We start from the raw sequence: 24,048 nt of genomic DNA, 5'->3' as shown, positions 1-24,048 counted from the left end.
GGTTTGGGCGCGCTGCCCCCGCGGGCCCGGTCGCCTAGACCCGGTCGACGAGGTCCGCGATCGAGTCCAGGACCTGCGAGGGCCGGTACGGGAAGTCCTCGACCTGGTCGGGCCGGGTCAGGCCGGTGAGCACCAGGAACGTCTGCATCCCGGCCTCCATGCCGGCCAGCACGTCGGTGTCCATCCGGTCGCCGATCATCGCGCTGGACTCGGAGTGCGCCCCGATGGCGTTCAGCCCGGTCCGCATCATCAGGGGGTTCGGCTTGCCCGCGAAGTACGGCTTCTTGCCGGTCGCCTGGGTGATCAGCGCCGCCACCGCGCCGGTCGCGGGCAGCGGGCCCTCGGTGGAGGGGCCGGTCTCGTCGGGGTTGGTGCAGATGAAGCGGGCGCCGCCGAGGATGAGCCGTACCGCCTTCGTCATCGCCTCGAAGGAGTACGTACGGGTCTCGCCGAGGACGACGTAGTCCGGCTCGTGGTCGGTCAGGATGTAGCCGATGTCGTGCAGCGCGGTGGTCAGGCCCGCCTCGCCGATGACGTACGCCGACCCGCCCGGCCGCTGGTCGTCCAGGAACTGGGCGGTGGCCAGGGCCGAGGTCCAGATGCTCTCGATCGGCACGTCCAGGCCCATGCGGCGCAGCCGGGCGTGCAGGTCGCGCGGGGTGTACATCGAGTTGTTGGTGAGGACCAGGAAGGGCTTCCCCGACTCACGCAGCTTCTTCAGGAAGGCGTCGGCGCCGGGGATCGGCACGCCCTCGTGGATGAGCACACCGTCCATGTCGGTGAGCCACGACTCGATGGGCTTGCGGTCTGCCATGTGCGGGATCTCCTGCCGTACGCGGTCCAGCGTGCGCCTTGGGGCTGCCTGGGGGATTCCCGTCGTCCGCCCGGAGGGCGGGCCGCGCGGCGTCTGGATGCGGGCGATCGCAAGGCGCCGGAGCGCCCGCGTGGCGGAGCCACGTGGGCGGTTCGGCAACGCGGCGAGCGTGCGTGCCAGGCGGTGCGCGGCAGGCGGGAATCCCCCAGGCAGCCCCTAGCCTAAACAGTGGCGGGATCATGCGGAATGGGCCGGTCACGGCATCCCGAGGGGCGGGACGGTGCGGAGCCCCGCGCGCCGCGGTACGGCCGCCTCAGCGGCGCCGGCGTGCGAGGAGCAGCACGCCGCCCCCGGTCAGCAGCAGTGCCGCCGCGGCCGCAGCGACCCGGACGCCGATGCCGGTGCGGGCGAGTTCCTCGGCGAACGGGAAGCGGTCCTCGCGGGGCGGGACGGAGGCCGTCGGCTCCGGATCGGGATCCGGCTGGGTGTCGGTGCCGCCGTCGGTCTCACCGTCACCACCGTCGACCGGCGCGTCGCTGTCGATGCCGAACCGGTAGTCGTTGGACTGCCCGACCCAGTCGCCGTCGTCGTCGTGCCGCTGGACGACGGCGGCGTTGGCGGTGATGTCGTTGGGCACGGCGTCCGAGGTGACCGCGAGCCGCACCTTCACGGTGACGGTCTTCCCCGGCCCGACGGTGAACCCGGGGAACCGGTCCTCGTCGTCGGCCAGCGCCCCGACGAGCTCGTCCTCACCGCTCTTCTCGAACCGCACGGTGTGGGACCGCGCCCCCTCGAAGAACTCCAGCCGGGGCTGGGACGCCTCCAGGGCCCGCTTGTCGTCCACGAGCACGACGACGGGATGGATCCCGGTGCAGGTCCGGTCGGTCGTGTTGGTCAGGTCGAGGTACCAGGTCCCGTACCCGCCCCCGGCCGTGTAGGAGTCCGGCCCGCCGTGGATGCGGGTGGTGAGCGGGAAGGTGTGGTCGTCGGGCGCGGCACAGGCGGGCGCCGGATCGTCCGCGTACGCCGGGTGAGCACCAGGGAGCAGGACGGCGGCGGCTGCCGCCAGGCAGAGGTGGGCGGCCGTACAGAGTCGCATGGAGATGTGACATTGCCTGATACGGGCGATCGCGAGCGACGCGGCCCGGAAAGACCCCCGGACGGCGGCGCGAATCCGCCCGGTCGGCGGACAGCAGCCCACAGGGCCCCTCAGGCCGTTCCGCTCCTGCCCCCGGCCCGGAGCATGCGTACGACGGCCGCGTTGCCGGCGCACCGCTGGGCGTGCCGGAGATGCTCGACGACCTTGGGGTCGGGTGGTTTCTGCGCCGGCGGCACCCGCGTTCCCGCTCAGCGGCGCAGGGTGAGTGTGAGCGTCGCGCCCAGGAAGCCGTTGTCGGCGGAGCCGGTCCAGCCCTCGTGCCACGTCCGGCCGGTCTCCTTGCCGTACATCCGGAAGTACCAGAGGGGATCGTTGCGGTCGAGGGTGCTCATGCTGTCGGCGTGCTGTTCGCGCGCGTAGTTCTCCATGGTGATGTAGTCGCTGCCGCTCACGGCGACCACTCCGCCGTAGTGGTAGTCCATGTGGTTGTCGGCGCCCTCGCGCCGGGCCTGCGCGCGCGTTTCGTGCTGCTGGGCGTCGGGCCGGGCCATGGTCACCATGCCGTCGCCGACCCGGGGGATGGCGGCGTGCTGGTTGGCCTCCAGGTCCTGCAGCACCCGTTCGGCGTTCTCGGGGGACTGCCGGACCAGCTGCTGGAAGCGACCGCTCATGCCGAAGGTGATCCGGTCGTATCCGGCCGGGTCGCCCCCGTCGATGGCCTCCTGGAACTTGCCCTGCCAGCCGCCCTCGGGCTCCATGCGCACGAGGAACTTCTCGATGGTGTCCCAGTAGCGGTTGTCGGCCTCGCGGTACATGGACGGTTTCCCGGTGACGAACCCGATCATGTCGTTGCAGCGCTGCGGGGTGAGGACGTCGAGGCCCTTGGTCTTCTCGCCGCCCTTCTCCTTGCGGTACTTGGGCTCGACCTCGTAGAGGACGACCTTGCGGCCCGAGCCCTCGATGGTCAGGGTCCTGCCGGTCTTCGACAGCGAGAGCCCGCGCTTCTTGCCCGCGCCGGGGAGGTTCTTGACGGACGCGCCGATCTGTTTGTCGGTGGCGAAGAAGTTCTTCGGTTCCTTCCCGGCGCCGGCGTGCTCCACGGCCAGGTCGAAGGCGTCCGACACGGCGAGGTCCACCTCGCCCGCGTAGACCAGGTGCGGTTTGGGCGGCGCGTAACGGGAGCGCTCGTCGTACCAGCTGCCCTCGTCGTTGGTGTCCTGGCCCACGAAGAAGTCGTCGGAGTCGGGCTGCTTCTTGGGGTACTCCGTGGAGCCGGCCTTGATGACGTGGAGGCGCTGGACCGCCGTCCCGTCGCCGCCGCAGCCGTCCCCGTCCGCGCAGCCGGCCGCTGCGGACTTCTCGGGGGCGGCGGTGCGCTGCACGGGCGCCGGCCCGCTCATGACCCGGTCCGCCTTCGTCTCCGCGTGGCGTTCGCCCGCGTCGCCCGGGGCGGACATGCTGACGCCCGCGCCGTTGTCCGTACCCGGTACGGGTCCCGTCCGCTGGTCCTCGAAGTGGGCCAGCTCGTGCGCCCAGTCCTTCTTGGTCATCGCGCCGCCGTTGACGACATGGCGACCACTGGTGAACGCCTTGGCCTCCAGGACCGCCGCCGACTCGCGTGCCGCGGGCCCGTCGTGCACGAGGACACCGCTGAAGTCCGTCCCGCCGAACCGCTGCTCCATCTCGGATCGCAGGCCCGGCTCCATGGGCTTGGCCGGGGAACCGAGGGCCCGGTCGAGGGCGGCCCGCTGCACCTGGGCGTGCTCGGCCTCGGGTGCCATGTCACGGGTGTCGTGGCCGGCCGCTGCCACGCGCTGCACATGCCGGATCCAGGCCGCGCTGAGCGGTGACGCCGGTGGCCTGGCGGAGGATCCGCCCGCTGCCCGGTCGACCGCACCGCCATGCCCTTGGTGGAAGGCCCGCATGTCTTCTTCCTCTCCCCGGAACCGGACAGCCGATCGACCGACCTACGTCTACCGAAGGCGCCGCGGGAAGGACATGCCCGTACGCGCAGACTTGGGGGCAGGCTTCGGGGGCCGGGGGGAATCCGGGGACCGGGGGAATCCGGGGACCGGGGGGCCTCTGCGGCACGCGACACTTGAGGGGCTTCGCGTACGAGGGGGCCCGGCAGGTCAGGAGGACGCCGGTGACGGCCCCGCCCGGGCAGCGCCGCTCCCGGGCCGGCCTTGTCACCCCCCGCCCGACACCGCCTCCTCCTCACCCAGCCCCACGCCCGAACACCGGCCCCAACACCATCTGAGCCGCCCCCACCGACACGACTCGCTCACCCCCGGGGGCGACCCGCACCGGCACGGCCTCCTGGCCCGTCCGCCGGGCCCAGGCCTCCAGCACCACCCCTACTCCCCGTACGAACGCCTCCGGATCCATGGCCACCGTGCGGCCGCCCAGCAGGACGACGTCGATGTCGAGCAGGCCCACCAGGTTCGCCGCACCGGCACCCAGGACCCGGGCCGCCTCCGCCGTGTCGCCGCGCGCGACCGCACCGAGGCACAGCGCCTCGACACAGCCGCGGTCGCCGCAGGTGCAGGGCGGGCCGTCCAGCTGGATCACCTGGTGGCCGAACTCCCCGGCCCCGGTCCTGGCCCCCCGGTGCACGGTCCCGCCGATCACCAGACCGGCGCCCAGCCCCGTACCGAGGTGCAGATAGGCGAAGGAGCCGCCCTCACCCCCGGCGGCCAGGCCCAGCGCCGCCGCGTTGGTGTCCTTGTCGACCACCACCGGCACCCCGAGCCGCTCCGCCAACGCCTCCCGCAACGGAAAGCCGTCCCACTCGGGGAATCCGGTCACCCGGTGCAACACCCCACGGCCGTGATCAAGCGGCCCGGGCAGCGCGACACCGACCCCGAGCAGGGACCCGGGCGGGGCGGGCGGCTTGGAGGCGGACGCCTGAGCCGCCGTGTCCCGGGCGGATCCCGCCCCGGCCGGCCGGACCTCGCCATCCGACTCCCGCACAACCCCCGACCCGGGCACGAACCCGGGCCGATCGAGCGGCACGGAGGCGGAAGCCTGAGCCTCTGTCTCTCGGGCAGACCCCGCCTCAGCCGACCGGGCCTCGCCAACCGCCTCCCGCACAACCCCCGATCCCGGCAGGGACCCGGGCCGATCGAGCGGCATGGAGACGGACGCCTGGGCCGCCCCCTCCCGGGCAGACACCGCCCCAGCCGACCGACTCTCGCCATCCGCCTCCCCCACGCCCCCCGACCCGAGTAGCAACCCGGGCCGGTCGAGCGGCCCGGAGGCCCGCTCCTGAGCCGCCGTCTCCCGCACGCCCCCCACCCCGGGCAGGGACTCCGCCCGCGCAAGCGCCCCGCCGGGCAACACCTCTGCCACCGTCTCCCGAACCGCTTCCGTCACCGCCGTCAGCACGGCCCCCGCCCCTGCCCCGAGGTCCAGCGGGGCCCGCCGCTCCCCCACCACGGTGCCCCGCAGATCCACCAGCACGACCCGTACCTCGTCCCGGTCCAGATGGACCCCGACCGCATGCCCGGCCTCGGGCACCAGCCGCAGCACCGTCCGCGGCTTGCCCCCCGTAGAGGCCCGTCGTCCGGCTTCCGCCGCGAGGCCGTCCTCCCGCAGCCGGGCCGTGATCTTGCTGACCGCCTGCGGGGTGAGCCCGGTCCGCTCGGCGAGTTCGAGCCGGCTGATGCCGTCCGCTCCGGCCGTCCGCAGCAGGTCGAGGACCAGCGCCGCGTTGTGGCTGCGCAACGCGAGAAGGTTCACCCCACCTCCGGTGCCGTGCATGCCACCCACCCCGCCCGTACGGTCGTCCGCCCTGTTCACACCCCCCATTGTCCCCGGCGCTTGCACTTTGGCAACACCGTTGCGAAAGTGGGGCCCATGACTGGCACACCCCTCCGCGTCGGCCTCGTCGGCTACGGCCTCGCCGGCTCCGTCTTCCACGCCCCGCTGATCGCCGCCACCGAGGGCCTCACCCTCGACACGGTGGTCACCTCGAACCCCGAACGGCAGCAGCAGGCCCGTGCCGAGTTCCCGGACGTCCGCTTCGCCGCCACCCCGGACGAGCTGTTCGACCGGGCCGCCGACCTGGACCTGATCGTCATCGCGTCCCCGAACAAGACGCATGTGCCGCTCGCCGCCACCGCCCTCAAGGCCGGCCTGCCGGTCGTGGTCGACAAGCCCGTCGCGGGCACCGCGGCCGAGGCCCGCGAGCTGGCCGCCCTCGCCGAGGAGCGCGGCCTGCTCCTCTCCGTCTTCCAGAACCGCCGCTGGGACAACGACTTCCTCACCCTGCGCAAGCTGCTCGGCGAGGGCGAGCTGGGCGACGTCCGGCGCTTCGAGTCCCGCTTCGAGCGCTGGCGCCCGCAACTGAAGGGCGGCTGGCGCGAGTCCGGCGACCCCGCAGAGATCGGAGGTCTGCTCTACGACCTCGGCAGCCACGTCGTCGACCAGGCCCTGGCCCTCTTCGGCCCGGCGGCCGCCGTCTACGCGGAGTCGGACATCCGCCGCCCGGGCGCCGAGACGGACGACGACACGTTCATCGCGATCACGCACACGAACGGCGTCCGCTCCCACCTCTACGTCTCCGCGACGACCCCTCAACTCGGCCCCCGCTTCCGCGTCCTGGGCTCCACCGCCGGCTACGTCAAGTACGGCCTCGACCCCCAGGAGGCGGCCCTGAGGGACGGCCTGCGCCCCGGCCCCGGCTGGGGCGTCGAGCCCGAGTCGCAGTGGGGCCGCGTGGGCTCCGGCGAGTCCCCCGTGACGGGAGGCGGCCGCCCCGAACCGACCCTCCCCGGCGACTACCCCGCTTACTATGCGGCCGTGGCGAAGGCCCTGCTGGAGGGCGGCCCCAACCCGGTGACCGCCCTGGAGGCGGCCGCCGCCCTGGACGTACTGGAGGCCGCTCGTCGTTCGGCCCGCGAGAAGGTGACGGTGACCCTGTGACGCACAAGAGCTCGCACAACCCTTCGCACCACCAGGAACTCGGCCCCAAGTTCCAGCCGGAGCTCACCCCGAGCCTGGAGGAACTGGAGACGCAGGAACGCCGCCTGGTCTTCCGGCAGTTCAGCCACGACGACGCCTGGGCCCTCGGCTCGCTCCTCGTCGAACTCGCCCGGGAGCGGCAGGCCCCGCTCGCCATCGACATCCACCGGGCCGGCCAGCAGCTCTTCCACGCGGCGCTGCCCGGCTCCAGCCCGGACAACGACGCCTGGATCGCCCGCAAGCGCCGGGTCGTCGAGCGCTACGGCTCCGCCTCCTACCTGGTGGGCGCCCGTTTCCGCGCCAAGGGCACGACGTTCGAGGAGTCCTCGCGCCTCGACCCCGACACCTACGCGGCACACGGCGGCTCGTTCCCGATCACCGTCGAGGGCGTGGGCGTGATCGGCGCGGTGACGGTGTCCGGGCTGCCGCAGCTCCAGGACCACCGTTTCGTGGTGGAGGCGCTGGAGGAGTTCCTGAGCAAGGACCGGTAGCGAGCGAGCCGGATGAGCCGGCCGGAATGAGCGGGAGGTCCCTCTGGTTGGCACCGCCGTACGCATGATCACGCACGGCGCCCACCCGGAGGGACAACAACCGATGACCACCGCCCTGAAGGACACCGTCGGCCGGTACGGCATCTGGAGCGTAGGCCTGCGCTCGGAGGACCCCGACCGGCGCGGTGAACTCGCCGAGGCCGCCGCCGAACTGGAGGAACTCGGCTACGGCGCCGTCTGGCTGGGCGGCAACACCTCCGCCGCGAACGCCGCCCCGCTGATCGAGGCGACCTCCCGGCTCACCGTCGGCACCAGCATCCAGAGCATCTGGCAGCACGAGGCGGACGCCACCGCCGCGAGCTTCGCACAGCTCGAGGCCGCCCACCCGGGCCGTTTCCTGCTCGGCCTCGGCGTCAGCCACGCCAAGCGGGCGGAGCAGTACCGCCGCCCGTACTCGGCCCTCGTCGCCTACCTCGACGGCCTGGACGCCGCCGGGATGCCCGCCGACCGCCGGGTGCTGGCCGCCCTCGGCCCGAAGAGCCTGGAGCTGACCCGCGACCGTTCCGCCGGTGCGATCCCCTACCTGGTCACCGCCGAGCACACCGCCCACGCCCGCGAACTCCTGGGTGAGGGCCCCCTGCTCGCCCCCGAACTGGGCGTGATCCCGGAGACGGACCCGACCCGCGCCCGCGCCCTGGCCCGCGAGTTCCTCGCCCTCTACCTCCCGCTGCCGAACTACACGAACAACTTCCTCCGGCACGGCTTCACCGAGGACGACCTGACGGACGGCGGCAGCGACCGCCTCATCGACGCCCTGTTCGCCTGGGGCGACGACACGGCGATCCGCGCCAAGATCGACACGTTCTTCGAGGCGGGCGCGGACCACGTGGCCCTCCAGGTAGTGGACGACTCCCCGAGGGACGCCCTCCCGAGGAAGGCCTGGCGCGACTTGGCTTCGGTACTGGCCTGAGGGAGGTGCCCCAAGGGGCGCGGGGAACTGCGCGACCAACCACGGACGACCCGCAGCCGAAAGATCGCCGCAGTTCCCCGGCTCACCCAGCGGAGCGTCTACGCGTCCTTGAAGTCCTGCCGCTGCCGCCCAAGCCCCTCGATCTCCAGCTCCACGACATCCCCGGCCCTGAGATACGGCTTCGGCTCAGGCTCCCCCAACGCGACCCCCGCCGGCGTCCCCGTATTGATCACGTCACCCGGGTACAACGTCATGACCTGACTGAGATACCGCACAACCTCCCCCACGGAGAAGATCTGCTCAGCCGTCGTCCCGTCCTGCTTCAACTCCCCGTTGACCCACAGCTCGAGGGACAGATTCTGCGGATCCGGCACCTCGTCCGCCGTCACCAGCCACGGCCCGAGCGGATTGAACGTCTCGCAGTTCTTCCCCTTGTCCCAGGTCCCGCCCCGCTCGAGCTGGAACTCCCGCTCGGACACGTCATGTGCCACCGCGTACCCGGCGACATGCGCGAGCCCTTCCTCCGCGGACCCCAGATACCTGGCCGTACGCCCGATCACGACGGCCAGTTCGACCTCCCAGTCGGTCTTCACGGACCCGCGCGGCACGAGCACCGTGTCGTGCGGCCCGACGACCGTGTCCGGCGCCTTCATGAAGACGACCGGCTCGGCGGGCGGCTCGGCACCCGTCTCGCGCGCGTGGTCGTGGTAGTTCAGCCCGATGCAGACGATCTTGCCGATCCGGCCCAGCGGCGGTCCGATCCGCAGCCCGGTGGCGTCCAGCGCGGGCAGCTCACCGGCGTCCGCGGCGGCCCGGACCCGGCCGAGCGCGGCCTCGTCGGCGAGCAGCGCGCCGTCGATGTCCGCGACGACGCCCGACAGGTCCCGCAGGACCCCCTCGGCGTCGAGCAGCGCGGGCCGCTCCGCCCCCGCCGTACCGACTCGCAGCAGCTTCATGATCACGTCTCCCTCGATCGCGGGCGCCCGACCGATGCGTACGACCCGGATGCGGCGGGGGCAGCCATCGGAGGACTGGTCGATCCTCCAAGCTGGGAGTCCACTCCGCAATACCCAGTTCACGTACTGGACCCCGGTCGCCCGGTCACCGGTACAGCACGGCCCGCTCGACGACACTCCACGTCGTACTGGTCACCACGTACAACGCGGCGGCCAGCGGCACCACGGCCACGGTGACCAGCGTGAAGAAGGACATGAACGGCATGGCCTTGGTCACCGCCGCCAGCCCGGGCAGCTGCTGCCCGTCACCGCCCCCGGCCGGGACGACCGGGTTCGCGGCCATCATCCGCTTGCTCAGGTGGTAGCTGAACGCGGCGACCCCGGCGACGAGCACGAACAGCCCGACGTAGACGAGCCCGGCGCCACTCAGCGCACCGCCCCCGCCGAGCGCGTCGATCCACCGCTCCCCCAGCGGCGCGGCGAACAGCTCATGGCCGAGCAGCTCATTGGCCCGCCCGCCGATCGTGTCGCTGGAGAACAGGTGGTAGAGCAGGAAGAACGCGGGCACCTGGAGCAGCCCGGGCAGGCAGCCGGCCAGCGGTGACACCTTCTCCTCGGCGTGCAGGTCCAGTACGGCCCGCTGGAGCTTCTCGGGGTCCTTCCCGTGCTTCTTCCGCAGCTCGGCGATCTTCGGCTGGAGCGCGGTCCGGGCCTTCTGGCCGCGCGCGGCGGCCCGGGACAGGGGGTGGACGAGGAGTCGTACCAGCGCGGTGAACAGGACGATCGCGGCGGCGGCCGCGGAGGCGCCGAACAGCGGCTGGAGCAGGTCGGCGAGGTGCTCGACCAGGTTGGCGAAGACGGACATGCGTGAGCCCTCCGGGGGTCTCGTCGTGCCGGGAGTTGGTCAGGGCGGCATGACGACCCACGCGGGGTCAGCGAGGTGATGTGCCCCTACGCGAAGGTCGCCCGGAGGGCGTGTCCGGGTGCCCGGGGCCGGGGGCGCCCCTTGGCGTCCGGGTCGCGTTGTGGCAGGAAGGCCGTACGGAGGTCACGGTCGCGGATGGCCGTACGCACACGGGTGCGGGGCACGGCGGGCGCGCAGCGCGAGGCGACGAGGGCGCAGACCGCGAGCGCGGCCGAGGCCGCGGCGGTCGCCGCGAGGGCGACGGTGGCGGTGAGGCTGCCGGTGTCCAGCAGCGCCACGCCCAGGACCAGGCAGAGCAGCACGAGAGCGGGACGCGAATTCGCCCAACCGCGGATCATCGACGGCCCCTCCTCTCGTACGCGCGTGCGCTCGACTACCCGTTCAGCGCACTCCGTTCGTTATACACGATCACCCCCGCCGACCGCGTCCGAGACTTCGTACACGGGTTTGAGAAAGGTTCGTCGCAACTCTCGACAACCCACCCGCCACACCCGATGCTTCTCGATGCCATCGACGGGCCGTCCACGGGCCATCGACGGGCCAACCCGCGACGCCGGGCCGGGGGGACCGGCGCCTGCCCCGAATTCCCCTACGGAGGAGCCGTGATACGACGCAGAACCCTGCTGTCCGCAGCAGGCGGTACGTTCCTCGGCAGCGCCCTGGCGACCGGCACCGCGCACGCGGACGCCACCATCGCCGTCACCCCCTCGACCACGTACGGCACCTGGGAGGGCTGGGGCACCTCCCTCGCCTGGTGGGCCAACGTCTTCGGCGCCCGGGACGACTTCGCGGACCTCTTCTTCACCACCAAGTCGGTGACGTACAACGGCCGCTCCCTGCCCGGCCTGGGCATGAACATCGCCCGCTACAACCTCGGCGCGTGCAGCTCGAACAGCGTCGGCGGCGAGACGATGGTGAAGTCGCCGAACATCCCGGGCTTCAAGCAGATCGAGGGCTTCTGGCAGGACTGGAACAACGAGGACCCCGCCTCCTCGGCCTGGAAGTGGTCGGCGGACGCCAACCAGCGCGCGATGCTGGTGAAGGCGACACAGCGCGGCGCGATCACCGAACTCTTCGCCAACTCCCCGATGTGGTGGATGTGCGCCAACCACAACCCCTCGGGCGCGGCGGCCGGCGGCAACAACCTCCAGACCTGGAACTACCGCCAGCACGCGAGCCACTTGGCGGCGACGGCCCTGTACGCGAAGAACAACTGGGGCGTGAACTTCGCGACGGTCGACCCCTTCAACGAGCCGGCCTCCACCTGGTGGACCGCGACCGGCACCCAGGAGGGCTGCCACATGGACCCCGCGGTCCAGGCGGCCGTACTCCCGTACATGCGCAGCGAGCTGGACAAACGCGGCCTCACAGCCACCCGCATCGCCGCCTCGGACGAGACGAACTACGACACGGCCCGCTCGACCTGGGCATCCTTCAACTCCGCCACCAAAGCCCTGGTCTCCCAGGTCAACGTGCACGGCTACCAGGGCTCGGGCGGCCGCCGCGACCTCCTCTACACGGACGTGGTGACGACGTCCCGCAAGAAGCTGTGGAACTCCGAGACGGGCGACAGCGACGGCACGGGCCTCACCCTGGCCTCGAACCTCTGCTACGACTTCCGCTGGCTGCACCCCACGGCGTGGTGTTACTGGCAGGTGATGGACCCGTCGACGGGCTGGGCGATGATCGCCTACGACGCGAACACCCTCCAGCCGACCACGGTCCAGACCAAGCACTACGTACTGGCCCAGTTCAGCCGCCACATCCGCCCCGGCATGACGATCCTGGACACGGGCGTCAGCTACGCGGTGGCGGCATACGACGCCGCCTCCCGCCGCCTGGTCCTGGTAGCGGTCAACACCTCCACCTCCGCCCAGACCCTCACCTTCGACCTCTCCCGCTTCACCACGGTGACGGGCGGCTCGAACGGCGCCGTCCCCCGCTGGAACACGGTGACGACGGGCGGCGGCGACCTCTACACCCCCCGCTCGGACATCCGCCTGAACGGAAAATCGGTCAGCGTCCCCTTCGCGGCACAGTCGGTCCAGACACTCCACGTGGACGGCGTCACGCTGTAGGCCGGCGGCGGTTCGGGGCGATCTGTAGAGCCCGGATGGCAAGCATGGGGAATCCGCGCAGGCCAGCGGTCTGGCCTGCACATCTCTCACGCTCGTCACCTCCCGGCAGTACGGTGTCCCCCATGCGCCCCGACACGCCTGCCGAAAACGTCGACCACACCGCCGAAGCGGCACGCCTGGAGCGGACCGCCGGCCTGTACCCCGAGGACGCCGAGGCCCTGCTGCTACGGGCCGCGGCCCACCTGGAACTCTCCGGCGACCGCCCCACCGCGTCCGCGCTCTACGACCGTCTGCTGTCCTCCACGGCCGACCTGGACAACCCCCATCTGGTACGGGCGCTCAAGGCCTCGAACCTCTGGGAGTACGGCCACGAGGCCGAGGCCAGGGCGATCATCGAGGGCGTCCGGGCAGCCTCCCCCCAGGACCCGGCCCCCTGGGTCATCGTGGCCGAAGCCCTCGAATCCCACGACGAACTGGAAGCGGCCCACGAGACGTTCACGGAGGCCGTGCACCGCCTCCTGACGGACGTGGCGGAACCCCCGTACGCCACCCACCCCCTCCTCTTCGGCCGCCATCGCGTACGGCGCATGCTGGGCGAGTCCCACGACGAATGGGACGCCCTGGCGGACACGGTCCACTCCCTCCCCATCACCCTGGACGAACTCCACGACCCCAAGCGCGTCTGGTCCCTGGGCTCGGAGAACCCGGCGGAACTGGAAGCCGAGATCCTCCGCCTCCGAGCGGAACTCGGCGCCTACAGAGAGGCCCTCTCCCGCCCCTTCCCGGTGGCGATCCTCCACTGGCCGGCCACGGAACTCACCGAACTCCTCGAGGCGTACCCCTCCCTCTCCTCCGAGTACCCGACCCACGAGTCCCACCTCGCGACCATAGAGTCCGCCCTCCGAGAACTGGCCTCCTCCGGCACCCCCAACCTCGGCATCGTCACCGGCACGGTCCCCTCCTACGAGGCCTTCGCAGCATCGGAACTCTCCTCCCCGGACGACGCGACCCTCCTCCCCCAGTACGCCACGACCCTGGCGGCCCGGGGACGGGCTGTGGCTTGGCCGCCGCAGCAGGGGGCGCCTTGCTGGTGCGGCTCGGACCGGTCCTACGGGGAGTGCCACGGCTCGGACGTATAACCGAGTCCTGCAGCAGATGCACAACCCACTTCCTCCCACCGCGTACAGCGAAGCCTTCGGCCCATGGCTGGGACGCCAACTGCGCCGAGCGGGCATGTCGCAGGCCGACCTGGCTGACCAGGTCGGCACGACCCGCGCCACCGTCTCGGCCTGGATCACAGGTCGCGCAGAACCACACGAAGACACCAGGGCCCGCGTCGCGGACATCCTCGCCACGGCCCAGCCCTCATGACGCGCACGGTCGGCCTCCCAACGCGGCCGACCGGCGCGCTGGTATCTCGACTGCCGGCCGATCGCCGCTAAGCCAACCCGGCGTGCCCCGAACCGTTGATGCGCCTGCACCCCGAGAGCCTGGACACCCGCCGCTGGACGACGAACCGATGGCCCCCGGCCCTCCTGGGCCGCCCGCTCGCTTCTCTCCCGTGCTGGAACGGCCCGGGTCAGGGGTGGCCCGCAGGGCCATCGGCGCCAGCCGACGCGGAACGCAGCGCAGCGGAGTGGAGCGCCCTTGAGGCGGGCCGTGGAAGCACGACACTGGCCAGGAAGCGGGCGGCCCAACAGCAGCGGCAGCCCACCTTTCGGTACAGCCCCGCGAATGTCAGTGATTGCTGTTAGAACAGATCCACATCGTCACGCGTGATCGTGTACGAGAACCACGAGGGATCAGGGGAGCAAGTCGTGGCAGAACATGGGGGCCTGTCCAAGCCGATCGCGGGTGTCTACGAGAAGCTGATCACCCATGGTTTGCATGACGAGCTGGAGCAATTCACGGCCGCAGGGTGGAAGGCAATTGATGCCGAGGTCACGCCAGAGTCCGCGCCCCACGTGCTGGCTCGCCACATCGGTGAAGCTGTCAGTCAGAGGCTGAGCGAGCTTCCGCCCGAGGACCGTGTGGCTGTCGCGAACCGCATCCTCGATTCCCTGGCCACGAGTGCCTCCGACCCCGACGAATCCAAAGCCAGAAGCACGGGCACCATCGCCGAAGGCCCTCGACAGCTCCTTGCTCTCGCTGAGCAGGAGGCTCCAGGCGTCTACGCCCTCCGCCCCCTCACCCCGTTGTCCGAGACGTCGCTCATCACCAACTCTCCGGAAGACCTCAGTCTCGGCTCCGAGCTCAGGGCAGAGCTCGCTACGGCAGACCGCATTGACCTGCTCTGCGCGTTCGTGAAGTGGTACGGCATTCGCGTCCTAGAGGATTCACTGCACGCCGCGAAGGAGCGGGGCGTGCCGATCCGTGTCATTACGACCACCTACATCGGCGCCACCGACCGCCACGCACTCGACCGCCTCGTTCGCGACTTCGGCGCTACGGTCAAGGTCAACTACGAGATCCGATCCACGCGCCTACACGCCAAGGCCTGGCTCTTCAGGCGCCACACGGGCTTCGACACGGCGTACGTCGGCAGCTCCAACCTCTCGAAGGCCGCACTCCTCGATGGCTTGGAGTGGAACGTCCGCCTGTCCTCGATCGCTACCCCGGCGGTGCTGAACAAGTTCGAGGCGACCTTCGACGCGTATTGGAACGACTCCGCGTTCGAGACATACGACCCCGATCACCACACCGAGCGCCTCGACCATGCTCTGGCTCAGGCCAGCGGTAGCACTTCCACCACTGACCTGAAGATCAACCTGTCGGGGCTGGAGGTACGTCCCTTCCCCTATCAACAGGACATGCTGGAGCGCCTACAAGTAGAGCGCGAACTCCGAGGGCGCAATCGCAACCTGTTGGTCGCAGCAACCGGCACCGGCAAGACCGTCATGGCGGCCGTGGACTACCGGAGCCTGGCCAAGAGCTTCGAGAACCGTCGACCAAAGCTACTCTTCGTCGCACATCGCAAGGAGATCCTCAAACAGTCTCTGCGGACGTACCGAGAGGTGTTGGACGATGCCTCATTCGGCGAGCTGCTCTATGGCGGCGAGGACCCGCAAGCATGGGACCACGTGTTTGCCAGCGTCCAGTCACTGAACGTCCAACGGCTAGAAGAACTGGCTTCCGACCACTTCGACATCATCGTGATCGACGAGTTCCACCACGCCACGGCCTCCACCTACCGTCGAGTTATCGATCACTTCAAGCCCAAGGAGCTTCTCGGCCTGACCGCTACCCCTGAGCGGATGGACGGGCTCAATGTGCAGGACGAGTTCTTTGAGGGCCGCATCGCAGCCGAGATGCGGCTCTGGGAGGCCCTGGAGAACGACCTGCTGTGTCCCTTCCACTACTTCGGAATCCCTGATGGCACAGACCTGACGAACCTCACTTGGCAGCGGGGCGCGTACGCGGACCAGGACCTCGGCAACCTCTTCACGGGCAATGAGGCACGTGCCCGGATCGTCGTCAAGCAGATCCGAGACAAGGTCTCCCAGCCCGGAGCCATGCGTGCGCTGGGCTTCTGCGTGGACAAGAAGCACGCCCACTTCATGGCGGACTTCTTCCGAAGGGCAGGCTTTCAAGCAACCGCGCTCACCAGCGACTCACCCGCTGCAGCACGTGCTCAAGCTCTCGCTGATCTACGAGAGGGGAAGCTGCAAGTCATCTTCTCCGTCGATCTCTTCAACGAGGGCCTCGACATCCCAGATGTCGACACCCTTCTGCTCCTGCGCCCCACCAACAGCGCCACGGTCTTCCTCCAGCAGCTCGGCCGTGGGCTACGGCGCACCGAGATGAAGCCCGTGCTCACTGTCCTCGATTTCATCGGGCAGCACCGGGCAGAGTTCCGCTTCGAGGAGCAGTTTCGAGCTCTGACGAACCTCTCCAGGAACCGGCTCCTCGATCACATCGAGCACGACTTCCCGCTCCTTCCTTCGGGATGCCAGATCATCCTGGAAGGCAAGGCCAAGAACCTGGTGCTGGACAACATCCGCACGCAGCTGAGCGCTACCGTCAAGACCTTGGTGAACGAGGTCAAGGCCTATGAGACACCACAGCTAGCGGACTACCTGCGGGAGAGTCGCAGGGAGATCAAGGAGTTGTACAAGAGCGACAACTCCTGGACGACTATCCTGCGCCGAGCCGGCCTGCTCAAAGCTGCTGCTCCTACTGGTGAATCGGCGCTCCTCAAGCGCGTTCACGCTTTCCTGCACGTCGATGACCCTGACCGAGCCAATGCGTACGCCCGTCTCCTCGCCGACGAAGTGCCGCCATACGACGAGCTGGACCCCACGGACCAGGCCTATGCCCGCATGCTCTTCTTCAACTTGTGGGACAACGCTGGTGGTTTCACCAGCTTCCAGCAAGGCCTCGATGCACTCCGCGACCAACCAGCCCTTCGCGACGAGCTCCGCCAGGTCCTGTCATACGTGATCGAGCAGGCGGACCACTTCCCGATCCCCTTGTCGGGCAGCCACAGCCATGTCCCACTCAAGGTCCACTCCTCCTATAACCGCTCTGAGATCCTCGCCGCCCTCGGCGTAGCCCGCTTCGGCGGCCAGATGCCCAGGTCCTTCGCTCAGGGCGTCCAGTGGGTCGAGGATCTCCAGACAGACGCCCTTCTGATCACCCTGGAAAAGAACGAGAAGGACTTCTCCCCCACTGTCCGGTACAGGGACTACGCGCTGAGCCCGACGCTCTTCCACTGGGAGTCCCAGAACTCCACAGCCGGAAGCTCCCCAACGGGACGGCGCTACCAGCATCACGCCGAGCGTGGCAGCCACGTCTTGCTCTTCATGCGTCGCTACAAGAACACGGACATCGGTAAGTCTCAGCCGTGGATGCTTCTCGGGCCTGCCACCTACGACGGCCATACCGGCAGCAAGCCGATGGCGATCACGTGGCGCATGAAGCATGACCTGCCAGCCGACGTCTGGTCGTACGCAGCCATCAACGCAAGCTAGTTGATCATGTTCGATGTCAGAGTGATCAGCTAACGTCAGAGCATGGACTTAGCTTCGATCAAGCCCGGGCTGATGACCACACGCGCAGCGATGAAGGAGCTGTTCGGCGGAGGGACGCAGGGAGGGATCATCCCCTCTGATACGACCCCAAACATCCTCATCTACGTAGACCACGACAGCGGCAAGAAGTACGGCTACGAGGACGGCTGGCTAGAGGAAGAGGACGAACGAGGGCCGGTGTTCGAGTACACCGGCCAGGGCACCCGCGGAGAGCAAACGTTTCTGGGACTGAACGGCTCTCGCAACGCAGCTGTCTTGTGCCACGCAGACAGCGGAAAGTCGCTGCGCGTCTTCATGGCAGCAGGGAAAGTCCCCGATCCAGCATCATCGGCTAAGCAACAACGGTACGTAGGCGAATTCGAGCTGGATGCAGAGCTGCCCTACACCGTGCGTGAAGCACATGACGAGGACGGCGAGCGCCGCCGCATCATCGTCTTCCGCCTACGCCCTAAGGGAGACTCTGAGCGCCTCACTCAGGATGTCATCAGTCGCGCGAAGGAGACCGACACCTACAGGGTTTCCGCCACTGTAGTCGCCAGCAAGATGGTGGAGCCGAAGAAGAGGCGGGCGTCAGAGAGCAGGCGGGCAGCACAACCGAGCCTCATAGCCGATCTCCGCCAATCGGAATTGCGAGAGCAGTACCTCGAGGATCTCACAAAGCGCGAGCATGAAGTGTTCGCGTATCAAATAAAGATCTCGGGTACGACCAAAACCCTCAAGACCGACCTATACGACGCCACTATGCATGAGCTGTATGCAATTAGGGGCGCCAGCAGTCGGGGCGAGGTACGCATGGCCATAGGTCAACTGAAGGACTTGGTACGGCACATCAAGCCGCGCAACCCCAAACTGACCGTGCTGCTTCCGGAGAAGCCGCAGGATGACTTACTGAATCTGCTTCACGCAGAGGGAATCGATCTCGTCTACGACGATGCCGATGGCTACACGAGATGCGCAGCCAAGTAGCAGCCCCTGCAAAACTCTTTGGAGCAATCATGGCAGAGTCACCAGAGCATGTTTTCCTCTCAGACACAGCTCTCCGGATCATGGACAGCGCCTCGAACTCAACACTGTTTGGCTATACAGAAGGCCAGCGCAAGCGCTTTGACTTCTCCTGCGACTTGAAGAAGGACTGGTCAAAGGTAGTTGCAGGCCAAACTCTCTGGAAGCACGACGGGGACGGAATCGACAAGGACCTCAGAACGCTTCTCCACGAGCAGGACATCGCCGCGGCGGTGTACATCGCTCGGCACCAGAGCCGTAGCCGCGCGCGCCTCGCCGAGGTAACACAGGACTACCTCCGCACTATGCCCGAGAGCCTGTCTCGTTTGCGTGTCTTCTGGGTGCCGGCGGACTTCGACGCGGACGACGAAAAGTCCCGCACGACCGTCCACAACCTCTTGAAGGAGGAGATCACCAAGGACCTCCTCCTTCAAGTAGCCCTAGGAGGCGTTACCCCCGCGGATGTGACCCGCTTCGCGTCCTCAAGACGCCCCGGTCTCCCCCTCAGGATCCTGTCGCACGTCAAGAAGCAGGGCTATCGCAACCAACGACATACAGCCAAAGCTCTGGACGTCAGCCTGAACGCGGTCCAGTTCGAAACGGACCGGCTCTTCATCATAGGGTTCCTATCAAGCGACAGCCCGCAAGGGGGCCAGTACAGCGTGACGGATAGCGGAAATGCGATGCTCGATATCTGCTCGCGCCTCCGCGACTACCTCAACGGAAACCTCGGCCACGGAAACAAGAACGAGGATTTCGAGCACATATGCAAGCTGCTGGGCATCGAGTACCCATCGATACCCACGACGGCACCCCTCCTAGTCGGGGACGACGGCCTCGATATTCGGAACCCCACGTCACTACTCCTGCAGCACGTAGCCCAAGCCGACGCAGACGGTTCCGTCGAATGGCCCGAACCCTACTTCGCCATACCTTCGAGCTCTGACATATCCACTTCCCAGTGAGCCTGACTCAATCGACTAGGGCAAACCTTGGATAGTCTTTCCACATGATTCGCGCACTGGTCTTCGACGTAGGTGAGTGCCTCGTGGACGAGACCCGGGAGTACGGCACTTGGGCCGACTGGCTGGGCGTACCGCGGCACACGTTCCATGCGATGTTCGGGGGCGTGATCGCCCAGGGCCGGGACTACCGGGAGACGTTCCAAGCGTTCCGGCCCGGGTTCGATCTCTACGAGGAGCGGGAGAAGCGGGCGGCTGCCGGGCAGCCGGAGAGCTTTGGGGAAGACGATCTGTACGAGGACGTCCGGCCTGCTCTGGGGCAGCTCCGGGCCGACGGGCTGTGGCTCGGCATCGCCGGGAATCAGACCGTACGGGCCGGGGGGATCCTGCGGGAGCTGTTCTCCGACGACGTCGACCTGATCGGTACGTCCGACGACTGGGGGGCCAGCAAGCCCGACCCCGAGTTCTTCAAGCGGGTCGCCGAAGCCGTGCCCTTCGAAGTCGACGGGATTCTGTACGTCGGTGATCGGTGCGACAACGACATCAGGCCGGCGATACAGGCGGGCATGCACACAGCGCTTGTGCGTCGCGGGCCGTGGGCCACCATTCAGTGGGACAGCATCGAGGCCAGGGAGCTGCCGACCTTCCGGGTCGAAGGGCTGCTGGAACTGAGTGACCGGGTGCGCGCGTTCAACGCCTCGGCACGCTGAGTGTCGTAGACCGCACGACTAACGCAGTAGCGGGCCTCCCCGCGAAGACAGGGCATCAAGGCGACCATCCCGGTCCCCGCGTGATGCATCAGGTCGATTGACGCAGAACACCATGCTCGGCCTCGAAGCGCATCTGTGCTCGGTCGAGCATGTCGTCCACGTCCCGGCCGTGGGCTCGGAACCAGTGAAGGAAGTCGGTGATCGCCGCGATCGCCGTGTCCTCCGCCACGGCCGAGGACAGCCTGCGCGTCCCTAGCCCGAGTGGCGTCTGCGCGGCGGCGTAGGAATCGAGGAGGGCCTCGGCCCGCGCCACACCGGGAGTTCTCACGTGGCCGCCGGGCCCGGTCAGCTTGGTGGCCAGCTCACACCACGTGACCTTCCGATCCGGGCCCAGCACCACACCCCAGCGATCGGCAACGGCATCCACCAGTGCCATGCCCCGTCCCTCCTCGGCGTCCGTGCTCGCATCGCGGAGGACAGGCAGCGCGCGGGTATCTGGATCATGCACCTCGATGCGCAAGTGCGTGCCTTTCATGGAGACAGCCAAGGTCGCGGGGGTGCCGGTGCCGACGTGGGTGATCACGTTGGCCACCAGCTCACTCACGCACAGTTGGGCTTCGTCGACAACGTCGTGCAGCCCCCACATGCCCAGTTGCAGCCGCAAGATCCGGCGCAGGGCGGCCACCTCCACGGGTTCGGCTGTGAAGGCGAGCTCCCACGGCTTGCGCGACATACACGCTCCCTGGCTCACGTGGACCCCTCTCGTCGCAGTGAACGCCGTGTCAGCGGCACAGCGTCACGGATGCTCACGTTGAGTTGTGTTGGTGACAAGAGTGCTGGGAACGCATCCCGTCGTGCAATGTGCACGGCGGGATTCCCACTTCCGTGTGATTGGCAAGCACACCCCTTGGCGCAAGACTGAACGCCCGCTATTTGGAAGAAGGTTGGGATGGCCGGTTCGCCGACGGCACGTCGTCGCCGTCTCTCGATCGAGCTGAAGAAGCTCCGCGAGACGAGCACACTCACCTGCGCCCAGGTCGGTGCGGCTCTGGATTGGAGCGGCTCCAAGGTCAACCGGATGGAAACGGGCAGTGGGCGCATCCAGCCGTCGGACATCGACGCCCTGTGTCGCTTCTACGGCACGAGCGACGAACTGCGCGAGTTCCTCAAATCGCTGGCCCGGCAGGCAAAGGTGCGCGGCTGGTGGCAGACCCACGGTGCCGGCGTCCCCGAGTGGTTCAACATCTACATCGGCCTCGAGCAGGACGCTTCCACCTTCCGCCAGTACCAGTGCGAACTCGTACCCGGCCTCATGCAGACCGATGTGTACGCGTCCGAACTCCACAAGACCGGCGCGCACATGTCCGCCGAGGACATCACCAAGGCGGTACGGGTGCGCATGGAACGCCAAACCATGCTGCGACGCCCGGATGCCCCTGACGCCTGGTTCGTCGTGAACGAGGGTGCGTTGCGCCACGTCATCGGGGACCGCGCACTGATGCGAGAGCAGTTGGAACGCGTCCGGGAGGTGGCCGATCTGCCGACCGTGACCTTGCAGGTCCTTCCGTTCGACTCAGGGACTTACCCGGCCACCGGTTCGTTCACCATGCTGGGCTTCCCGGCCCCAGAGGATCCGGACCTCGTGTATCGAGACGGCATCACGGATGCCATGTACTTGGAGGGCGAGCATCATGTCCGTGAGTACACGAAGGCGTTCGACGGTCTACGGGCCGCTGCCTCGAGTCCTCAGCGCTCGAACCTGTTGATCGAGTCGATCTTGAAGGAATACGCAAGGTGAACATAGAAGGATCCAGCGGAAGCAACCGTCCGATGTGGTTCACGTCGTCCTACAGCAACGGTGCCGGAGGCGAGTGCGTCGAGTGCGCGCTCACCGACGAAAGCGCCTTTGTCCGCGACTCAAAGGTTGCGAAGTCGCATGTGGTCGCTGTGGGAAGAGATGCTTGGCGCTCCTTCGTCCAGACTGTGCAGCATGGTGGGGCGACAAGCTGACCTACCCGCGGAAGCCCTCTCTGACCTGGTTGCCCCTGTGCGCCCACTGCTACGGTCACGCGCATGACGCTCTCGGTCTCCACAGGTCGGACTGTTGATCCACGAGTTGGTCCGGGGCAACGTGCCTGATGCCTTCGCCCCTCCGGCAGGAGAGGCGCTGGTGGAGATCCCCGAGGCTGTGCTCAGGGAGGCTGTCCGTGCTCTTGGCTGGTGAGGATTGGCGGAGGACCTTCGACGCCATGGAGCAGGAGGCGTGGCGCCTGGAAACCCTGCCCGTCTACCGGGTCCCACAAGAGGACGAGGCGATCCGCCGGTTCCTGGCAGGTGAGCCGGTCGCACGCGAAGCGACGCAGCCATGGTTCGGTCGGGTCCAGGCGTACGTGGCGAGTGGCCGCGGCGTTGGGCGGGTGCACGTCGTCACTCAGCCCCTCTCGGACTACCTCCGCTTCGAGTTCGAGCACTACCGCCACAACGTCGAGGCCGGGGAGGCTGTCCGCATCCTCGACGTGACCGACCGAACCAACCCTCTTGAGGGTGTTCAGGACTTCTGGATGTTCGACCGCTCCCGAGTCGTGCTCATGAACTACCAGCAGGACGGCACTCAGATCGGCCGGGAAGTGCACGAAGGCGACGCTGAGCCGTTTCGTAAGTACCAGAGCATCGCTATCTCGGACTCGGTGCCCTTTGAGGAGTACGTGCAGGGCCTTGTTCCTTGACCTCGAACAGCTAGGACAATCGAAGCCTGACCTAGCAGAGACGCTCAGGAATCTACGCACTGGACTCTGGTTGGCCAGGAAGTTCTCACAGCCGCCCTGCGCGCCCGCACCGCAGAACCGGTCCGCGCCGATATTCCCAGCCCCCGCAAGATCACCTCCTGGATCACGAGGCCGCGTGACACTCTCACCCCGAGTCAGGAGGAGCGACTGCTTCACGTCCGGCTCGCCTGCCCCGACATCACGCGCGCCTGCGACCTCGCCCGATGCTTCACCGACCTGGTCCGCCACCGGCGTGGCTTGCTGCTGCTGGAGTGGATTCGGCAAGCCGAGCAAGACGCTCCGAAACCGATGTCGAGCTTCGCGGGCTCCCTCCGCCAGGACCTCGACGCCGTCACCGCCGGGACACGTGAACCGTGTGAAAGCGATCAAGAGAGCCATGTACGGCCGAGCCTCATTCGAACTTCTCCGGACCCGGATCCTCACCCACTCATGACCTTCCACTCCGGTCACAGCCACATACCAGTCCGTGGAATCGCTCTGGGCGCACTCAACACCCACGCCGTCGGCGACGCTCAGCCGTTCACCATGATCGGCGAGTCCGGCGGGCCGTCCTTCAGCAAGGACGCCAGCAACTCGGGCAGCTCAGCCGGCCGCACCACATCCGAGGTCGTGACCAGTTCCGCCGCGGTCCACCAGCGGTGCCCTGTGATCGCGGCCTTCTCGATCTCCTCGAAAGCCGAGGTATCGACCTCGAACGCAGGTACCCGGGCCATGTAGTAACGCTGGCGAACCTCGTAGCCGACGCCGCCCCGGATCGCTGTCCACGGACGCCCTCGCCATATCTCCGGACCCAGCGAGACGTTCGTCAGCCCGGTTTCCTCCCGCAACTCCCGCACGGCTGCCTGCTCATGGCTCTCGCCTGGTGCAAGTCCGCCTCCAGGGGTGAACCAGCGGACGGAACCGTCCTCTTTGTTCCTGGCGGAGAACAGCAGCAGCCGATCGGCGTCGTCCAGCAACACCACGCGCGCGCTCGGGCGCGGCACCAGCTTTCCCTCCGGCATCACCACCTCGTCAGGTTAGAACCACGCCCCGCGACCGACCACCGGAAGTGGCGCCCGGGTTGGGCTTTCACGCAACTGCGGTCGGAGCCAGATTCGAATAACCCCATCGGTCGGCAAGGCAGGGTGGGGGCGCAGACAGCCCCGACATGATCGCCCGGACAAGTCCTAGTACTCCAGCAGCGTTTCGCTATCTGGCCTGGTCAGAGGCATCGTCGGGAGTGTACTTGGCTGCTGGCATGTCAGGGGCGATCTTGCCGGA

22 protein-coding genes and 1 pseudogene are annotated in these 24,048 nt (G+C 68.2%); 13 read left to right on the top strand and 10 right to left on the bottom strand.

The features are described 5' to 3' along the window. Positions 1-34: 34 nt before the first annotated feature. The 5 genes and pseudogenes from ACFT4A_RS39965 to ACFT4A_RS39945 form a co-directional block, all read right to left on the bottom strand. The gene (locus ACFT4A_RS39965; RefSeq protein ID WP_193478283.1) at positions 35-814 is read right to left on the bottom strand and encodes an HAD-IIA family hydrolase; all 780 of its coding nucleotides are present in this window, start codon (positions 812-814) and stop codon (positions 35-37) included. Between the two features lie 313 nt (positions 815-1,127). Next, a complete protein-coding gene (locus tag ACFT4A_RS39960) occupies positions 1,128-1,913 on the bottom strand; it encodes a hypothetical protein (RefSeq protein WP_382840873.1) in 786 nt (261 codons plus the stop codon). Positions 1,914-2,161: 248 nt separating this feature from the next. Continuing rightward, positions 2,162-3,838: a DUF4157 domain-containing protein gene (locus ACFT4A_RS39955; protein ID WP_382840871.1), complete on the bottom strand. Its 1,677-nt coding sequence runs from the start codon at positions 3,836-3,838 to the stop codon at positions 2,162-2,164. 292 nt (positions 3,839-4,130) lie between these two features. After that, positions 4,131-5,201 carry an ROK family protein gene (locus ACFT4A_RS39950; protein ID WP_382840896.1) on the bottom strand — a complete coding sequence of 357 codons (1,071 nt, stop codon included), beginning with the start codon at positions 5,199-5,201 and terminating at the stop codon, positions 4,131-4,133. Between the two features lie 303 nt (positions 5,202-5,504). Next, a pseudogene (locus tag ACFT4A_RS39945) lies at positions 5,505-5,675 on the bottom strand (winged helix-turn-helix transcriptional regulator); the annotation flags it as partial. Between the two features lie 96 nt (positions 5,676-5,771). On the opposite strand from ACFT4A_RS39945, the gene ACFT4A_RS39940 reads away from it, so the two are divergent. The 3 genes from ACFT4A_RS39940 (at position 5,772) to ACFT4A_RS39930 (ending at position 8,339) form a co-directional block, all read left to right on the top strand. Continuing rightward, complete coding sequence (locus ACFT4A_RS39940) at positions 5,772-6,839, top strand: Gfo/Idh/MocA family oxidoreductase (RefSeq protein WP_382840869.1); 1,068 nt, start codon at positions 5,772-5,774, stop codon at positions 6,837-6,839. After that, the gene (locus ACFT4A_RS39935) at positions 6,836-7,369 is read left to right on the top strand and encodes a heme-degrading domain-containing protein (RefSeq protein WP_382840867.1); all 534 of its coding nucleotides are present in this window, start codon (positions 6,836-6,838) and stop codon (positions 7,367-7,369) included. Before ACFT4A_RS39940 ends, ACFT4A_RS39935 begins: the two co-directional genes overlap by 4 nt. A 103-nt stretch (positions 7,370-7,472) precedes the next feature. Then, the gene (locus tag ACFT4A_RS39930; protein WP_382840865.1) at positions 7,473-8,339 is read left to right on the top strand and encodes an LLM class F420-dependent oxidoreductase; all 867 of its coding nucleotides are present in this window, start codon (positions 7,473-7,475) and stop codon (positions 8,337-8,339) included. Positions 8,340-8,437: 98 nt separating this feature from the next. Here the strand turns inward: ACFT4A_RS39930 and ACFT4A_RS39925 are convergent, their stop codons facing one another. From ACFT4A_RS39925 to ACFT4A_RS39915, 3 genes are all read right to left on the bottom strand, one after another. Continuing rightward, on the bottom strand, positions 8,438-9,295 hold the full coding sequence (locus tag ACFT4A_RS39925; RefSeq protein WP_382840862.1) for a fumarylacetoacetate hydrolase family protein: 858 nt from the start codon (positions 9,293-9,295) through the stop codon (positions 8,438-8,440). Positions 9,296-9,440: 145 nt separating this feature from the next. After that, on the bottom strand, positions 9,441-10,160 hold the full coding sequence (locus ACFT4A_RS39920) for a YidC/Oxa1 family membrane protein insertase (RefSeq protein WP_382840860.1): 720 nt from the start codon (positions 10,158-10,160) through the stop codon (positions 9,441-9,443). Positions 10,161-10,246: 86 nt separating this feature from the next. After that, positions 10,247-10,558, bottom strand: coding sequence for a DUF6412 domain-containing protein (locus ACFT4A_RS39915; protein WP_382840857.1), 312 nt, complete (start codon positions 10,556-10,558; stop codon positions 10,247-10,249). Between the two features lie 264 nt (positions 10,559-10,822). Between ACFT4A_RS39915 and ACFT4A_RS39910 the strand changes: the two genes are divergently transcribed. The 7 genes from ACFT4A_RS39910 to ACFT4A_RS39880 all read left to right on the top strand — a co-directional run bounded on the left by ACFT4A_RS39910 (position 10,823) and on the right by ACFT4A_RS39880 (position 20,002). Next, the gene (locus ACFT4A_RS39910; protein WP_382840855.1) at positions 10,823-12,298 is read left to right on the top strand and encodes a beta-1,6-galactanase; all 1,476 of its coding nucleotides are present in this window, start codon (positions 10,823-10,825) and stop codon (positions 12,296-12,298) included. A gap of 122 nt (positions 12,299-12,420) precedes the next feature. Beyond that, positions 12,421-13,437 carry an SEC-C metal-binding domain-containing protein gene (locus tag ACFT4A_RS39905; protein ID WP_382840853.1) on the top strand — a complete coding sequence of 339 codons (1,017 nt, stop codon included), beginning with the start codon at positions 12,421-12,423 and terminating at the stop codon, positions 13,435-13,437. A gap of 16 nt (positions 13,438-13,453) precedes the next feature. Beyond that, a complete protein-coding gene (locus ACFT4A_RS39900) occupies positions 13,454-13,669 on the top strand; it encodes a helix-turn-helix transcriptional regulator (protein WP_382840851.1) in 216 nt (71 codons plus the stop codon). 446 nt (positions 13,670-14,115) lie between these two features. Then, entirely contained in the window at positions 14,116-17,268 is a 3,153-nt protein-coding gene (locus ACFT4A_RS39895; protein ID WP_382840893.1) for a DUF3427 domain-containing protein, read from the top strand. 42 nt (positions 17,269-17,310) lie between these two features. Continuing rightward, positions 17,311-18,294: a hypothetical protein gene (locus tag ACFT4A_RS39890; protein WP_382840848.1), complete on the top strand. Its 984-nt coding sequence runs from the start codon at positions 17,311-17,313 to the stop codon at positions 18,292-18,294. 29 nt (positions 18,295-18,323) lie between these two features. Next, a complete protein-coding gene (locus ACFT4A_RS39885) occupies positions 18,324-19,295 on the top strand; it encodes a hypothetical protein (protein ID WP_382840845.1) in 972 nt (323 codons plus the stop codon). Between the two features lie 44 nt (positions 19,296-19,339). Beyond that, the gene (locus ACFT4A_RS39880) at positions 19,340-20,002 is read left to right on the top strand and encodes an HAD family hydrolase (RefSeq protein WP_382840843.1); all 663 of its coding nucleotides are present in this window, start codon (positions 19,340-19,342) and stop codon (positions 20,000-20,002) included. 88 nt (positions 20,003-20,090) lie between these two features. On the opposite strand, the gene ACFT4A_RS39875 is transcribed toward ACFT4A_RS39880, so the two are convergent. Next, positions 20,091-20,735: an ATP-binding protein gene (locus tag ACFT4A_RS39875; protein ID WP_382840841.1), complete on the bottom strand. Its 645-nt coding sequence runs from the start codon at positions 20,733-20,735 to the stop codon at positions 20,091-20,093. A gap of 216 nt (positions 20,736-20,951) precedes the next feature. On the opposite strand from ACFT4A_RS39875, the gene ACFT4A_RS39870 reads away from it, so the two are divergent. The 3 genes from ACFT4A_RS39870 to ACFT4A_RS39860 all read left to right on the top strand — a co-directional run bounded on the left by ACFT4A_RS39870 (position 20,952) and on the right by ACFT4A_RS39860 (position 22,728). Further along, on the top strand, positions 20,952-21,800 hold the full coding sequence (locus ACFT4A_RS39870) for a helix-turn-helix domain-containing protein (RefSeq protein WP_382840838.1): 849 nt from the start codon (positions 20,952-20,954) through the stop codon (positions 21,798-21,800). Positions 21,801-21,832: 32 nt separating this feature from the next. After that, positions 21,833-22,012, top strand: coding sequence for a DUF397 domain-containing protein (locus ACFT4A_RS39865; protein ID WP_382840891.1), 180 nt, complete (start codon positions 21,833-21,835; stop codon positions 22,010-22,012). Between the two features lie 197 nt (positions 22,013-22,209). Next, positions 22,210-22,728, top strand: coding sequence for a DUF6879 family protein (locus tag ACFT4A_RS39860; RefSeq protein ID WP_382840835.1), 519 nt, complete (start codon positions 22,210-22,212; stop codon positions 22,726-22,728). A 572-nt stretch (positions 22,729-23,300) separates the two neighbouring features. Here ACFT4A_RS39860 and ACFT4A_RS39855 read toward each other — a convergent pair. Then, positions 23,301-23,789 (bottom strand): NUDIX hydrolase, encoded by a 489-nt coding sequence (locus ACFT4A_RS39855; RefSeq protein ID WP_382840888.1) that lies wholly within the window; start codon positions 23,787-23,789, stop codon positions 23,301-23,303. Positions 23,790-24,048 lie beyond the last annotated feature (259 nt).

This window comes from Streptomyces sp. NPDC057099 (assembly GCF_042671245.1).
Lineage (GTDB): Bacteria > Actinomycetota > Actinomycetes > Streptomycetales > Streptomycetaceae > Streptomyces > Streptomyces purpurascens.
The sequence above is the reverse complement of the archived record's forward strand: the minus strand, read 5'-3'. Positions and strand labels throughout refer to the sequence as shown.

Bases quoted from the DNA above. Each gene is read 5' to 3' on its own strand.
- ACFT4A_RS39965 (WP_193478283.1), bottom strand. From the start codon at position 814: ATGGCAGACCGCAAGCCCATCGAGTCGTGGCTCACCGACATGGACGGT.
- ACFT4A_RS39960 (WP_382840873.1), bottom strand. From the start codon at position 1,913: ATGCGACTCTGTACGGCCGCCCACCTCTGCCTGGCGGCAGCCGCCGCC.
- ACFT4A_RS39955 (WP_382840871.1), bottom strand. From the start codon at position 3,838: ATGCGGGCCTTCCACCAAGGGCATGGCGGTGCGGTCGACCGGGCAGCG.
- ACFT4A_RS39940 (WP_382840869.1), top strand. From the start codon at position 5,772: ATGACTGGCACACCCCTCCGCGTCGGCCTCGTCGGCTACGGCCTCGCC.
- ACFT4A_RS39930 (WP_382840865.1), top strand. From the start codon at position 7,473: ATGACCACCGCCCTGAAGGACACCGTCGGCCGGTACGGCATCTGGAGC.
- ACFT4A_RS39925 (WP_382840862.1), bottom strand. From the start codon at position 9,295: ATGAAGCTGCTGCGAGTCGGTACGGCGGGGGCGGAGCGGCCCGCGCTG.
- ACFT4A_RS39920 (WP_382840860.1), bottom strand. From the start codon at position 10,160: ATGTCCGTCTTCGCCAACCTGGTCGAGCACCTCGCCGACCTGCTCCAG.
- ACFT4A_RS39915 (WP_382840857.1), bottom strand. From the start codon at position 10,558: ATGATCCGCGGTTGGGCGAATTCGCGTCCCGCTCTCGTGCTGCTCTGC.
- ACFT4A_RS39905 (WP_382840853.1), top strand. From the start codon at position 12,421: ATGCGCCCCGACACGCCTGCCGAAAACGTCGACCACACCGCCGAAGCG.
- ACFT4A_RS39900 (WP_382840851.1), top strand. From the start codon at position 13,454: ATGCACAACCCACTTCCTCCCACCGCGTACAGCGAAGCCTTCGGCCCA.
- ACFT4A_RS39890 (WP_382840848.1), top strand. From the start codon at position 17,311: ATGGACTTAGCTTCGATCAAGCCCGGGCTGATGACCACACGCGCAGCG.
- ACFT4A_RS39885 (WP_382840845.1), top strand. From the start codon at position 18,324: ATGGCAGAGTCACCAGAGCATGTTTTCCTCTCAGACACAGCTCTCCGG.
- ACFT4A_RS39880 (WP_382840843.1), top strand. From the start codon at position 19,340: ATGATTCGCGCACTGGTCTTCGACGTAGGTGAGTGCCTCGTGGACGAG.
- ACFT4A_RS39875 (WP_382840841.1), bottom strand. From the start codon at position 20,735: ATGTCGCGCAAGCCGTGGGAGCTCGCCTTCACAGCCGAACCCGTGGAG.
- ACFT4A_RS39870 (WP_382840838.1), top strand. From the start codon at position 20,952: ATGGCCGGTTCGCCGACGGCACGTCGTCGCCGTCTCTCGATCGAGCTG.
- ACFT4A_RS39865 (WP_382840891.1), top strand. From the start codon at position 21,833: ATGTGGTTCACGTCGTCCTACAGCAACGGTGCCGGAGGCGAGTGCGTC.
- ACFT4A_RS39855 (WP_382840888.1), bottom strand. From the start codon at position 23,789: ATGCCGGAGGGAAAGCTGGTGCCGCGCCCGAGCGCGCGCGTGGTGTTG.